Origin of the sequence: Bradyrhizobium sp. 1200_D9_N1_1, from assembly GCF_052075915.1 — a bacterium.
GTDB lineage: Bacteria > Pseudomonadota > Alphaproteobacteria > Rhizobiales > Xanthobacteraceae > Bradyrhizobium > Bradyrhizobium diazoefficiens.
Window position 1 is genome coordinate 7,694,445 of record NZ_CP197226.1, and the last position, 13,263, is coordinate 7,707,707.

General features: G+C 64.1%; 13 protein-coding genes, 1 tRNA gene and 1 pseudogene. 9 read left to right on the top strand and 6 right to left on the bottom strand.

Annotated elements, in window-relative coordinates; all coding sequences use genetic code 11:
* Nucleotides 1-35 precede the first annotated feature (35 nt).
* The 4 genes from AB5K84_RS36565 to chpT form a co-directional block, all read right to left on the bottom strand.
* Nucleotides 36-401, bottom strand: a complete 366-nt coding sequence (locus AB5K84_RS36565) for a response regulator (RefSeq protein WP_007600538.1) — start codon at nucleotides 399-401, stop codon at nucleotides 36-38.
* 73 nt (nucleotides 402-474) lie between these two features.
* Nucleotides 475-945, bottom strand: coding sequence for a chemotaxis protein CheW (locus AB5K84_RS36570; protein ID WP_011084983.1), 471 nt, complete (start codon nucleotides 943-945; stop codon nucleotides 475-477).
* 81 nt (nucleotides 946-1,026) lie between these two features.
* Entirely contained in the window at nucleotides 1,027-3,876 is a 2,850-nt protein-coding gene (locus AB5K84_RS36575; RefSeq protein WP_011084982.1) for a hybrid sensor histidine kinase/response regulator, read from the bottom strand.
* Between the two features lie 197 nt (nucleotides 3,877-4,073).
* On the bottom strand, nucleotides 4,074-4,727 hold the full coding sequence (gene chpT, locus AB5K84_RS36580; RefSeq protein ID WP_038967810.1) for a histidine phosphotransferase ChpT: 654 nt from the start codon (nucleotides 4,725-4,727) through the stop codon (nucleotides 4,074-4,076).
* A gap of 187 nt (nucleotides 4,728-4,914) precedes the next feature.
* Here chpT and AB5K84_RS36585 point away from each other — a divergent pair, with 187 nt between their 5' ends.
* Nucleotides 4,915-5,745, top strand: coding sequence for a 3'(2'),5'-bisphosphate nucleotidase CysQ family protein (locus AB5K84_RS36585; protein ID WP_011084980.1), 831 nt, complete (start codon nucleotides 4,915-4,917; stop codon nucleotides 5,743-5,745).
* Here AB5K84_RS36585 and AB5K84_RS36590 read toward each other — a convergent pair.
* Nucleotides 5,739-6,224, bottom strand: coding sequence for a YHS domain-containing (seleno)protein (locus AB5K84_RS36590; protein WP_028176025.1), 486 nt, complete (start codon nucleotides 6,222-6,224; stop codon nucleotides 5,739-5,741). The genes AB5K84_RS36585 and AB5K84_RS36590 overlap by 7 nt on opposite strands.
* Before the next feature lie 139 nt (nucleotides 6,225-6,363).
* Here AB5K84_RS36590 and AB5K84_RS36595 point away from each other — a divergent pair, with 139 nt between their 5' ends.
* The 8 genes from AB5K84_RS36595 to AB5K84_RS36630 all read left to right on the top strand — a co-directional run bounded on the left by AB5K84_RS36595 (nucleotide 6,364) and on the right by AB5K84_RS36630 (nucleotide 12,182).
* Nucleotides 6,364-6,969 (top strand): DUF1134 domain-containing protein, encoded by a 606-nt coding sequence (locus AB5K84_RS36595; protein WP_011084979.1) that lies wholly within the window; start codon nucleotides 6,364-6,366, stop codon nucleotides 6,967-6,969.
* Nucleotides 6,970-7,088: 119 nt separating this feature from the next.
* Nucleotides 7,089-8,387, top strand: coding sequence for a hypothetical protein (locus tag AB5K84_RS36600; RefSeq protein ID WP_011084978.1), 1,299 nt, complete (start codon nucleotides 7,089-7,091; stop codon nucleotides 8,385-8,387).
* Nucleotides 8,388-8,545: 158 nt separating this feature from the next.
* Nucleotides 8,546-8,620, top strand: a tRNA-Val gene (locus AB5K84_RS36605).
* A 333-nt stretch (nucleotides 8,621-8,953) separates the two neighbouring features.
* Nucleotides 8,954-9,952 carry a HamA C-terminal domain-containing protein gene (locus AB5K84_RS36610; RefSeq protein WP_231088509.1) on the top strand — a complete coding sequence of 333 codons (999 nt, stop codon included), beginning with the start codon at nucleotides 8,954-8,956 and terminating at the stop codon, nucleotides 9,950-9,952.
* The gene (locus tag AB5K84_RS36615) at nucleotides 9,949-10,329 is read left to right on the top strand and encodes a hypothetical protein (RefSeq protein WP_011084976.1); all 381 of its coding nucleotides are present in this window, start codon (nucleotides 9,949-9,951) and stop codon (nucleotides 10,327-10,329) included. The genes AB5K84_RS36610 and AB5K84_RS36615 overlap by 4 nt, the downstream gene beginning before the upstream one ends.
* A gap of 51 nt (nucleotides 10,330-10,380) precedes the next feature.
* Nucleotides 10,381-11,379, top strand: a complete 999-nt coding sequence (locus AB5K84_RS36620) for a DEAD/DEAH box helicase (RefSeq protein ID WP_014497703.1) — start codon at nucleotides 10,381-10,383, stop codon at nucleotides 11,377-11,379.
* 44 nt (nucleotides 11,380-11,423) lie between these two features.
* Nucleotides 11,424-11,867 carry a hypothetical protein gene (locus tag AB5K84_RS36625; protein ID WP_231088689.1) on the top strand — a complete coding sequence of 148 codons (444 nt, stop codon included), beginning with the start codon at nucleotides 11,424-11,426 and terminating at the stop codon, nucleotides 11,865-11,867.
* Nucleotides 11,868-11,885: 18 nt separating this feature from the next.
* Nucleotides 11,886-12,182: a DCL family protein gene (locus tag AB5K84_RS36630; RefSeq protein WP_011084973.1), complete on the top strand. Its 297-nt coding sequence runs from the start codon at nucleotides 11,886-11,888 to the stop codon at nucleotides 12,180-12,182.
* A gap of 741 nt (nucleotides 12,183-12,923) precedes the next feature.
* On the opposite strand, the pseudogene AB5K84_RS36635 reads toward AB5K84_RS36630, so the two are convergent.
* A pseudogene (locus tag AB5K84_RS36635) lies at nucleotides 12,924-13,126 on the bottom strand (transposase); the annotation flags it as partial.
* Nucleotides 13,127-13,263: the final 137 nt, after the last annotated feature.

A 13,263-nucleotide genomic window follows, 5' to 3' on the forward strand; every position in this document is an offset into this window, starting at 1 on the left:
ACGCCGAAGGAGCCGTTCAGCCTCCGGACGGTCGCTCAGATCAGGCCGACTTCCTGGAACTTCGCCGTCACGATGTCCTTGTCGAAGGGCTTCATGATGTACTCGTTGGCGCCGGCATGAAGCGCACGCGCGATGTGCGCAACGTCGTTCTCGGTGGTGCAGAACACCACCTTGGGCTGGTCGCCGCCGGGCATGCGCCGGAGATGGCCGAGGAACTCGTAGCCGTCCATGACAGGCATGTTCCAGTCCAGCAGCACCGCGTCGGGCAAGCCGCGCTTGCAGGCCTCCAGCGCCTTCTCACCGTCCTCGGCTTCGAGGATCTGGAAGTCGAGGCCCTCCAGGATGCGGCGCGCGACCTTGCGGATGACGCTGGAATCATCAACGACGAGACAAGTGCGCATGTGAACCTCTGCTTCCTGTCCCCTTCGCGGGGACACTTCCAATTGCAAGTCCGTCGGCGGCAGTGCCGCCGTATCAGGCCGCCATCATCTCGGGCGCGAGCTCGAGGACGCGATCGACGTCGAGGACGACCATGAGCTGGCCGTCGAGGCGGTGGACACCGCCGGCGAGCTTGGCCATGCGGGGGTCGAGGTTGACGGGGTTTTCTTCCTTGCCGTCCTCGGGCAGGCGCAGCACCTCGCCGATCTGGTCGATCAGCAGGCCATAGGATTCGCCGCGCAGATCGACACCGACCGCCATCGGCACCTTGCCGTCTTCGGGCCTCGGCAGGCCGAGGCGGGCGCGCATGTCGACCACGGTGACGATGCGGCCGCGCAGGTTGAGGACGCCGGCGATCTCGCGGGAGGACAGCGGAACGCGGGTGACGCGCTCGGGCATGAACACGTCCTGGACGCGGGAGATCGGCAGGCCGAACAGCTGGCCGCCGATCATCGCGGTGACGTATTCGACCATGGCGCCTTCGGTGGACTGGGTCTTGTTGGCCATCAGCGTATCTCCTGATCCCGCTTTTTCGTTTTGAGCATGATCTCGTCGGAAAACCGCTTCACACTTTTCCGGATCATGCTCTTACGCCGCTGCCCGGCTCAGCTCGGAGGCGCCGGCGGCGCCCGCGGTCTGCTCCTTCAGCGCCGCGATCAGACCGGGACGGTCGAACTTGGCGACATAGTCGTGGAAGCCGGCCTGACGGCCGCGCTCGATCGCCGCCGGCGACACCAGCGCGGACAGGCCGATGATCGGCATCGCGCCGAGATTGTTGTCGGAGCGGATCACCTCGGCGAACTCGAACCCGTTCATGTCGGGCATCTCGATGTCGGTCAGGACCACGTCGAAGCTCTGGGCGCGCAGCGCGGCCAGGCCCTCCTGCGCGGTCGGCGCGGTGCGGACGCGGTAGCCGGCCGCTTTCAGGACCGGCGCCAGCATGTTGCGGAAGAACGCGGAGTCGTCGACCAGCAGCACCGACTGCGAGTGCATCGACGGCTTCATCTCCTTGCGGGTGAACCAGTCGGCGAACGCCATCGGCAGGAAGTGGCCGACGTCAATCACCTCGGTGGCCTGCCCCTTGATCACGGCCGAGCCCAGGATGCCCTGGCTGGAGCCGCCGACCTCGATGTTGAGGCGTTCCTCGACGATGTCGATGATCTCGTCGACGACGAGGCCCATGGAGCGGCCGTCGTCGGCGAACACCAGGATCGGCTGGGCGCCTTGGCTCGCAACAGTGACGCTCTCCATGGCGACGAGCGGCATCAGCTGCTCGCGGTACTGCACCATGTAGCGGCCGTTGCTGAACTCGATCTTGTCGGCGGGGAGCTCTTCCAGGCGCGTAACGAGCCCGAGCGGGACCGCCTTGGGCTGGGACGAGCCGGCGCGGAACACCAGCAGCGAAGTGGTCTGCTCGCCCGATCCGATGTGATGCGCCCCGTTCTCGTCGCCCATGTCATGGGCCGAGGAGCCGGCGGCACCCAGCGCCTTGGCAATGCCGTTGGGGTCGATGATCATGATGACGGCGCCATCGCCCAGGATGGTGTTGCCGGAGAACATGTCGATGTGACGCAGTTTTGTCGACATCGGCTTGACCACGATTTCTTCGGTATGGAAGACGCCGTCGACGACGATGCCGAAGGTCTGGCTGCCGACCTGCGTCACCACGATAAAACCGTTCTCGGGATCGCTGGCCGCGCCGTCGTCGATCTTGAGCAGCTTCTTCAAATGGATCAGCGGCAAGAGCTTGTTGCGCAGGCGCAGGACGGCGGTGTCCTTGATGCGCTCGATGCGGTGCTCGCTGTTGGCGCGGGCCCGGACCAGCTCGACGACGGAGAGCTGCGGGATCGCGAAGCGGTCGCCGGCGGCTTCCACGATCAGCGCGGAGACGATGGCCAAGGTCAGCGGGATCTTGATGGTGACGCTCGAGCCCTCGCCGGCCACCGACTTGATGTCGATGGTGCCGCCGATCTGGTCGATATTGGTGCGCACCACGTCCATGCCGACGCCGCGGCCCGACACCGAGGTGATGGCGGCCGCGGTCGAGAAGCCCGGTGCGAAGATGAACTTGTGGATCTGGGCTTCGCTCATCTTCTCGAGCTCAGCCTCGGTGACGAGACCCGAGGAGATCGCCTTGGCCTTGATCCTCTCGGTGTTGAGGCCGCGGCCGTTGTCGGCGATGCAGATGATGATGTGGCCGCCCTCGTGATAGGCGGAGAGGCGGATGGTGCCCTGCTCGCCCTTGCCGGCCGCGAGCCGCTCGGCGGGGGTCTCCAGGCCATGGTCGGCGGAGTTGCGCACCATGTGGGTGAGCGGGTCCTTGATCAGGTCGAGCACCTGGCGGTCGAGCTCGGTGTCGGCGCCGTGCATCTCCAGCTCGATCTGCTTGCCGAGTTCGCTCGACAGGTCGCGGACGATGCGGGGCAGCTTCTGCCAGGCATTGCCGATCGGCTGCATGCGCGTCTTCATGACGCCTTCCTGCAGCTCGGCGGTGACGTTGGAGAGGCGCTGCAACGGCACCTTGAACTCGGTGTCCTCGTTGCGGCGGGAGATCTCCAGCAGCTGGTTGCGGGTCAAGACCAGCTCGGAGACCATGGTCATCAGATGCTCCAGCGTATCCACGTTGACGCGGATCGACTGGTTGGCGATGCGGTCGCCCTCGGAGGCGCCCTCGTCGGCCATCGACTTCTTCGGCGCGGCCTTCTCCTTGGCGGCAGGCTTCGCAGCTTCCTTGGCAGCCTCTTTGGCAACAGGGGCCGGAGCCGGCGCGGGCTCAGCCTTGACCTCGGCCTTGGCAACGGGTGCGGGGATTGGGGCTTCGATCGCGGTCTCGCGGAAGGCGCGCTCGAGCTCGTCCAGCGACACCTCGCCCGGGCGCAGCGGGCGCTCCAGGGTCTGATCGATCAGTGAACCCGTGGTCATGTCCTTGGCCGGCGCAGCGGCGGCCGGAGCTTCCGGCACCAGCGGCGGGGCGTCAGCAACAGCAGTAGCGCTGCCAGCCGCCGGCATCGGCTGCGCCGAGCCTGACGCGATCGGCGAAGCCGACGCTGACATCGCCGCCATGCCCTGCTCGACCATCGCTTCCAGCTTGTCGATGAGATCGCGGTCGGTGCCCTCCGGCTCGGCTTCGGTCGCCTCGAGGCCGGCGAGGATCTCCTTGATGCGGTCGATCGAGGACAGGATCACCGTCACCGCCTGCCCCGTCACCGGCATGCCGTCGCGGAACTTGCCCATCAGCGTCTCGCCGGCATGCGCCAGCGCTTCCAGTCGCGGCAGGCCGAGGAAGCCGCACGTCCCCTTGATGGTGTGGACCAGGCGGAAGATGTTATCCAGGATCTTGGCGTTGTTCGGCTCCTGCTCGAACTTCACCAGCTGATTGTCGACGGTGTCCAGGCTCTCGCTGGTCTCCGTCAAGAACTCCCGCAACAGATCATCCATGAAAACAGGCCTTCATACAGGGAGGGCGCGCACGAGGCGTGATGCGCCATTTCGGAATGAGGCCAGCTTCACCGCAAAGCGTTTAATAATGGTTGAGTATGTGGAAAAGAACGGAACCAACAAAGAGATAAGGCGCTCCGGACAAGCCGAAGCGCCTCGTAAAGATTCGATTAACGTCTTGAGAGCGATGCGCGCGTTTACGAAGCGGTAACGATGATGGCTGCGCCTTCCGGTGCCAGCGTCACGGTGAGCCCGCAGGCCTGCGCGAGCAGCCGCGTATAATAAGGCTGGATCGCGTGCGCATCCGCAGCGGGCCCGCGCTCGCCGCTCAGGAGCTCGGCGATGTTCTGCGGCAGGCGCGCGTTGTGCCCGGTCGCGGTGATGCGAAAGCTCATCGTCTCGCCCTCGCCGACCGGATCGATCGTCAGCGTACCGCCGCGCGGGATCGTGTGCTGGGCCACGACCAGCATGTTGAGCAGCAGCTTGACGCGATTCTTCGGCAGCAGCAGCCGCGGCAGATTCCACGTGATCGTGCACTTGCCGTCCTCGATGTGGCCGCGCGCCATGGTCTGGGCATCGCCGAGGTCGATCTGGGCGCCGGAGGAGCCGGCGGCGCCGAAGGCGAGACGGCAGAACTGGAGGCGGGCGGAGGCCGTCTTGGCGCTCTTGCGAATCAGGTCGAGCGCGAACTCGCGGTCCTCGGGCTTGGGATCGTCATCGAGCACTTCGAGCCCGTTGACGATGGCGCCGACGGGGCTGATGAGATCGTGGCAGACCCGCGAGCACAGCAGCGCGGCGAGTTCGAGCATATCGGGAGCAGTAGCGGTCGCGGGCGACGAGGCGTCAGACATATAATGGGGTCCTGGAGGGTTCCTGGAATTGCACGGCGCTGGACGCCGCGAATCACGCATGCTTGACGGATGCTGCGGGTTCTAACATTCGCAAGCCTGCGGCAGCTAGCTTGCGATCGGTTCGGGGCGGCCATAAAGCCAGGGGCGAATCAAGTCGAGCAGGAACGGAATTGCCGATGAATGAGGCATGCAGGTGAAGCGGATCATCGACGGCGCGGCCGCATCCGGCCTGATGGAGCCGCTCACCGCGCTGGTGGTGAAGGCGGGCGAAGCGATCCTCGCGGTCAACCGCGCGGCGATGCGGGTCGACGGCAAGCAGGACGGCTCGCCGGTGACCGAGGCCGACCTTGCCGCCGACCGCGTCATTGCGGACGGCCTGGCGCAGCTCGCGGGCGACATCCCGACGCTGTCGGAGGAACGGACCCAGCTCGCCGCTCCGCCGTTCCGCGACAGCTTCTTCCTGATCGATCCGCTCGACGGCACCAAGGAGTTCGTGGCCGGCCGTGACGAGTTCACCGTCAACCTCGCCCTCGTCACTCACGGGGTGCCGCTGCTCGGCATCGTCAGCGCACCCGCACTCGGGCTGCTCTGGCGCGGCATCGTCGGCCGCGGCGCCGAGTGTGTCAGATTTGACGGCGCTACCATCGGTGCCGCCGAGCCGGTCCATACCCGCAAGCTGCCGGCGCCGGGCGAGCCCTGGGTCGCGGCGGTGAGCCGCTCGCACGGCGATCCCAAAAGCGAAGCGTTCATCGACAACAGGCCCAATGCCGTCAGAAGGACGGTCGGCTCGGCCGTGAAATTCGGCCGGATCGCGGAAGGCAGCGCCGACATCTATCCCCGCTTCGGGCCCACTTCGGAGTGGGATGTCGGGGCCGGCTGCGCGGTCGTGACCGCGGCCGGCGGCAAGGTCACCGACGGCAAGGGCGGCGAGATCCTGTTCGGCCAGCGGCAGGACACCGGCTTCATCATCCCGGAGTTCATCGCCTGGGGCGACCCGCAGGCGGTAGACCGCTACTGACTGAGCTGCTCCTGAAGCGCCGGCCAGCGCTTGCCGACTTCGTAGAGGAAGCGCTCCGGATTGGCGGCGAAGGCGTCGCGATTGGCTTCCCGGCTGAACAGGTAAAGCCGCTGCGCCACGATCGCGAAGAAGCGGGGGTTGCCGGCGATGGTGACGCCGCGGGCGATGTCGGCAGGGTCATAGCCGCCGAACTGCGGCCCATAGATCTCGGGATGGGCCAGGAAGGAGGCCCGGTTGCCCTCGTTCCGGAAGCGCCAGACCGCACCCCAGAGGTTCGCTTCGAACTCAGCCGTCCCCTGCACGGCGCTGCCATCGACGAAATAGGCGACGGGATCGAAGCCCTCGATGGCGACGCCGCTGAAGCGGTTGACGACGATCCGTTCGGTGGTGGCAGCCTGGGCGGGCAACCATGCGCAGGCCATCCAAATGCCCGCCAGCAGGCAGACGAGGCGGCCGATCAAGGCAATTCCGGGGCGCAAAGGGCTATCTTCCTGCCGTTGTGCCGTCATAGTTGCTGCGGATAACATCCGAGTCGAGGGGACATCCGGCGCAACCTAGAGCCGTGCCTGTTGGCGTCAGGTTAAGGAAGCGATCGGATTCGATACCAGGGGTTCTTTTATGACTTTCGCATCACGCCTTGCTGCGCTCGCGCTCGCCGCGATGGTCGGCTTGATCGTGCCGGCCTCCGCCCAGCAGGCGCCGCCGCCCAACCTGCCGCCGCCGCAGCGGTCCCCGACACCCAACACCTATGGGCCGGACGAGCTCGTGACGGCCGGTCACCGCTTCTTCGGCAACGTCTCGCGCGGGCTCGCCTCGATCATCGAGAAGGCGGTCAGCCAATGGGGCCTGCCGAACGGCTATATCCTGGGTGAGGAAGGCTCCGGCGCGTTCGTCGCCGGCCTGCGCTATGGCGAAGGCACGCTCTACACCAAAAACGCCGGCGACCTGCGCGTCTACTGGCAGGGCCCCTCGCTCGGCTTCGACTGGGGCGGCGACGGCGCGCGCACCATGACGCTGGTCTACAACCTGCCGGCCACCAACGCGATCTACCAGCGCTTCGCCGGCCTCGACGGCTCGGCCTATATCATCGGCGGCTTCGGCATGACGGCGCTCACCGCCAACAACATCGTGCTGGTGCCGATCCGGTCCGGACTCGGCCTGCGGCTGGGAGCCAATATCGGCTACCTGAAATACACGCCGCGCGCGACCTGGAACCCGTTCTAGGACTCCCTCCACCGGTCCAATTCCGGATTCACGTTAACAACAGGGCGGGGCTGGCTTTTTGCCGGCCCGCCATGCATTGTCGTTGGTAAATTTTTCCTTAGCTTTGGGAGTTCTGGCCCATGGTCGAACCGATCATGTACCTGGCGATCGGTTTCCTGCTCGCGATGCTGTGCGGGCTTGCCATCGTGCCGCTGGTGCATAACCGCGCGGTGCGCCTGACCACGCGCCGGCTCGAGGCCGCCACCCCGCTGTCGATGGCCGAGATCCAGGCCGACAAGGACCAGCTCCGCGCCGAATTCGCCATGTCGGCGCGACGGCTCGAGATGAGCGTCGACCAGCTCAAGAACAAGACCACGAGCCAGCTCGCCGAGCTCGGCAAGAAGAGCGATGCCATCAACCGCATGAAGATCGAGCTCGGCGAGAAGAACGCCACGATCTTCGCGCTGGAGGCGCGCGAGAAGGCGGTGAAGGAGCAGCTCCGCGCCACTGAAGAGGAATTCAGCGCCAAGACCGAAGCATTGCGCGGCGCCGAGAATGCGCTGACCGACAAGCAGAACGAGCTGGCAAAGATCAACTCCGAACTGTCCAACCGCTCGATGATGGCGGAGAGCCGCCAGGTCGAGCTGGTCGCGGTGCGCGCGCAGATCGAGGAATTGAAGAACCGCGTCGGCGATGCCGAGAAGGAGTTTGCCGCAACGCAGGCGCGGCTGACGCAGGAGCGAACCGAATCCGAGACCGCCTCGCGCGAGCTCGGCGATGCACGCGGCCGCGTCGAGAATCTGAGCCAGCGCGTCAACGAGCTCGATCGCCAGCTCATCGTGCAGGTGAAGGAGGCCGAGATGCTCTCGGGCCGCGTCGCCGACCTCGAGGGACGCCTCGCCACGCAAGGCAAGCTGCTCGCCGAGCGCGACTACGAGAACAACCAGCTCCGCCAGGCCAGCGAGGGCTCCGAGCGCACCATCAAGGAGCTCCGCGTCGAGATCGCCGCCTTGAGCGGCGGCAAATCGTCGGCCGCCATGGAGCAGCTGCGCGCGGAAAAGGCCGCGCTGGAGGAGCAGCTCCGCACCGCGCGCGACGAGCGCGCCAAGCTCCAGCGCGACATCAACGCGATCCAGCAGCAGGCGGAGAGCTCCTGGGCGACCGAGCGCATGGAGAACGCGCTGCTGCGCGAGCGCATCAACGACATCGCCGCCGAGGTCGCAAAGCTGGCGATGCAGCTCGAAGGCCCGAACTCGCCGATCGAGGCGCTGCTTGCGGCCGAGGCCGGCCAGCCGCCGAAGCCGGCGCCGCGCCCGGCCAACGACGCCGCCAGCAACGGCGCGGCCGCAGGCACCCTGCCCGAGGGCGGCGGAACGCTGGCCGAGCGTATCCGCGCGCTCCAGGCCCACGCCTCCCGCGCCCGCCAGCAGGGTGCGTAAGCGGGCCGAAACCCGGCTTCACCGCTGGATTGCGTGATCTACGGAAGGTTTTCGGGCCGGAGGACGCCTCGAAACTTGACACCTTCGGCCCGCACTTCTAAATCGCGGGCTCTGATGCGCCGGCCGGCCGAAAGTCCGGCCGTCGGCATGATGGTCCCGGGCGCATAGCTCAGCGGGAGAGCGTTCCCTTCACACGGGAGAGGTCCAAGGTTCGATCCCTTGTGCGCCCACCATTTCAAACCTGAATTCAATGATTTAGTCGCTGGCTTCCCCTGTAATGTGCCCCAAAAAAGCGGGGGCACAATAGGGGCACATCGGCTCCTACCTTGGTCAGTCGTTTCCGAGAAGCCAACCATCCAAGAGCAGACGGCAGGCGCGTTATTGCCGAGCATGTTTTCGTAAAGAGCATGCGATGCTGCTCTAGACTTGCGAGCAACAGCGACGACGCGCGTGAAGGCTTTGGTCTAGTCCGCAGCGCATGAAAGCGCCGCTCGCGATCATCGCGGATTCGATGGCAATTCCCGCCGAACATGGACTGCGGAGGTCTAGGTGGTTACAATTATGGGTTGACTCGTCTGGGGGCAGACGGGCGTACGAACAAGGGGGTAGGCCGTCTGTCGACCATCACCGCGACTGATCTCACGTCCGCGCTGACAGGGAATCCGGAAGCACTCGACGTTCACCTCATGTTGGTGGAGCGCGACGTCCTCATCGAGGGTCATTCGGTCAAGATCCACTGTCATTGCCTCACAGTGGATGGAAACGGCCGCGTCCAGCCGCACCGGCTGGCGGAGTTCATGCGGAACGCCGTAGTCGACTATGCGATACCGCGCTCGAAGCTCGCTGCAGCGAAAGCGCGCGACGCCAAGTACAATAGCACCGAGGCGGTCGCCGAACTCGTCGAGCGCGCCAAGCGGTCGTTCACCGATTTGGCGAAGACCGGAGAGGGCGGCGAGATGCTGCTGTTCTTATTGGCCGAGCGCTTCCTCAAGCTGCCTCAGATTCTGTGCAAGATGGATCTCAAGACAGACACGCGCCTACACTACCATGGAGCCGATGGGGTGTACGCTGGCGTGATGCCGGAAGGCATCCCGAAGCTCTACTGGGGTGAATCCAAAATCTACAAGGACGCGGGAGCCGCGATCCGCGACTGCCTCGCCTCACTCGCTCCCTTCCTCATTGAACCAGAACACGAGGAAACCGACAGGGAACGCGATCTGGTGCTCCTGAGCGACAAGGCCGACCTCAGTGATGCGACGCTCACCGACGCGCTGAAGAAGTATTTTGACAAGTCGTCGGTGATGTCCAAGCGGGTCCAATACTGCGGCGTGGCCCTGGTGGGCTTCGACGCGCCGTTCTATCCGAAAGATGACGTAAAGGCGATCGCGGAGGAGATCGTTGAGGCCTCACGCGCGGAACTGGCCGTTTGGAGCAAAAGGATCGGCGAGCGGCTCAAGTCGGAGAAGCTCGACCAGATGGAAATCGAGCTGTTTTGCATCCCGCTGCCGTCGGCCGACGGCTTCCGCGCCGCATTTCTCAGAGCGATGGGGATTAAGACGGAATGAGCCTAGTCGGTCTCCAGTCGTGGCTTCTTCAGGAAGGAATTCGCGACGATCTCGATGCGATCATTCGACTCACCGTGCGCACCGAACTTGACAACCTAGTGCCCGAACCCGCCGCCCCCTCTGCCGTGGCGATCGATTGGCCAAGGCTGCTGCTCGCCGGCAGCATATTGGCGCGGTCCGATCAACGGATCGACCAGGAGGCCGCGCTCCGGATCGCAACTGCGGCGATCTCTCTGACGGACGATCAAGCACTCAAGGACGCGGGCGCTGTCCTGTTGGGCAAGCTCTCCAATTACCGGGCCATCACGCTAGCCAACGATCGCCACCTACTGACGGCCGGTCTCGACCGGACGGCTAGGTGTGGCGCTGCGCCTTGAATCCCAGCGGCGCGAGATGGACCGTTCCATCCTGGTGGAATCGAGCGGCGCTTGGCTGCAGGTGAACGATTTTCAGCAACGCTTCTGGCCAATGCGGGCGGAGGAAGTTGGCTCTCGGCGTCCGCCCCCACTGCCTCCGGGAAGACGTTTCTCGTCCTTCAGTGGTTGATCGACCAACTAAGCGCGGGTGACACCCGGGTCGCAGTCTACCTCGCCCCTACCCGCGTGTTAGTTTCGGAGATCGAGACCACTCTCCAAGGTCTTCTCGGCAAGACCAAGCGCATCGAGGTGTCGTCCCTTCCCCTCCGTGACAAGTACGAAGCGGCGCGCGCTGGAGGCGCGCAAGTAATTCTAGTCTCCACGCAGGAGCGGCTGCACCTTCTCGCCAACGTGCTCGGCGACGCGTTCTCAATTGACCTGCTTATCGTGGACGAGGCGCACAAAATCGAGGACAGCCAACGCGGCGTGATCTTGCAGGACGCCGTAGAGCGGGCTAGCCGTGCGAACTCGAAGCTGAAGGTCGTATTCATCAGCCCCGCGACACAGAACCCGGAGGCATTGCTAACGGACGCGCCCGACGGTGTGCAGACTGTCGCCGTCGACAGCGACGCTCCCACCGTTCTCCAGAACCTGATCGTCGCGAACCAAACCCCACGCAAGCCGAAGCTCTGGAACCTGACCGTCCGACAGCAGGGTTCGACACTTCCAGTCGGAACGCTCCAGCTCGCAAGCACGCCAGCGGGACTTAGGAAGCGCCTCGCCTTCATCGCCGCAGCGGCGGGCCAGAGAGGCGGAACGCTCGTCTACACGAACGGCGCCGGAGAGTCGGAGGATGTCGCCGATCTGGTTAGCCAGCTCCTGCCTCAGCCTGGCTCAATCGATCCGGAGCTTGCACAGCTCGCCGACCTCGCCCGGAAGGGCGTACGCCCCAACTTCCGCCTTGCACCGCTCGTTGAACGCGGGGTCGCGTTCCACTTCGGCAATATGCCATCGACGCGGCATCGTGGCGCTTCGAGAGACTGGCCGCCGAAATGGACCCGAGCCGCATGAATGTGGTGAGCAGATAGGCGCCCGAGTCCTTGAGGTTGGCCGAGATGATCCGCGGGAACATCGAGTGGCACCGTACCACCGGTAGGACCTACAGCCTTCCGGTGCAGATCCGCAACACGATGGAGCTGGTCGAGCAAGTCGCGCGATTCAAGGCGCCGAAGTATCTGTCCGCCTACATGGATGTCCTGCACATGCATCTCCGCCAGATCAACCGTGAGGACCTGATTGATCACGGCTTGGACATCGGCACACAACTTGAGTTTGGTATTTCGTCGAGGACCCTCCTCTCACTCATGGAACTCGGTCTCTCCCGCATGAGCGCGGTTGCCTTGTACGAGAAGACCGATCTCAGTAAGGAGGAATGCGTGGCGTGGGTCACCGAACGCGAAGGTCAGCTCGAAGCCATGGATTTCCCGGTCATCATCGTCCGCGAGCTACGCGATCGGCTTCTGCCGCTCGACGACGTGGACAGCAATTCTACCGCTTGATTGGAATGGAGGTTTCACATGCCCGCGAAGCCGATCGACCTCGGCCCACTGCACTTCGCCAAAAGAGGTGACGCCGTTGCTTATTTGAATGACATGCTTCACCGGTACGACGTGGGCGATCGGGTTGGCGCCAATGACACAGTGATTCTACGAGCGGCACTGGAGCACCATCCCGATGCCGAGGCCAAGAAGGGATGCGGAATTACCCACTTTAACGTCCGAACTGCTGACTTCGGTACGAAATGCTTCTGGTTGAACCGTACTGACGGAACGACCGAAAAGTTTTCTCATAGGGCCTGTATCTACGGTACCTAGCTAAGCAATTCGCCGAGCTCGGTTGCATAGCGGTGCGCAGTTCTCGGCCTGGTCGGGCAAGATTTTCGCAGGTTCAAATTGCGGAGGCGCAACCACCGATACCGACATTCGGTTCAAGTTGCGATCTGATGGCTTAAGACCACGGCGTCCCGAACGCAGTGAGCATCTTCTAAGTTATTGATCTTTCTTGGTGTGGTGATCGTCCTCGTCCCGTTTTGTTCACGGTCGTTTCACCCAATTCGTTGCGATTTCATTGCTGCCTTTCGCAACGAGAACGGCGCTCGCTGAAACATCGAGCGTGCGTGTGGCAACGCAACGAGTAGGTTGCCGGCCGCTATTTCGCAGAGGGTCGACTTCCCGCGAGATCTCCAGGAGCGCCAGCAAGTACACTGATAGGGCGTTGCCGCTGCTCGACGGCATGAAGGCGCCCGAGAAAATTGTCGAAACGCGCCGCGGGAGATACTCAAGCCAATTTCGCCTAAACCGGAGACACCGGCGCCAGATCCAGACGAAGACGATATTGAGGATGATCTCGACGAAATCGATGAGGCGTCGCGGCAGGATCCGAAGTTGCCGCACTTTATTCACAATTCACACGGGGATGCAGATCCGCGGCCGCTCAAGGCATGGCTAATCAAACGGCTGATGCCAGCGGTGGGGCATGGCTTGCTGTCGGGTCAGTGGGGCGCCGGCAAAACATGGTGCACCATCTTGGTGCACGGTGAGCGAAGCAGATCGGGTTGGCGGGACGTTGGCCCATGCGCCGTTCTTCGTGGCGAGCTCCTTAATCCAGTCGGCGTCGTAGCCACGTCAGAAAGCTGCATCGATCCGCGCTTCAGACAAGATAGTCGCTTTCTGGCAAGCCGATTCTCGTGAGCCTCGTCGGGCGTCAGCGCCAGCCGGACCGGCAGGCCGTTGGCATCCACGAGTGCATGAATCTCACTGCGAGGAGGTGGAGGCGGCCGGCTTCGTACTGGACGCGGAAAGCACAATGCTCGCGAACAAGGACGATCCGCACTCGATGAAGGTGTTCGATCCCTCGATCAAGGGCGAGACCGATCGCTTCGCCTATCAGTTCGTG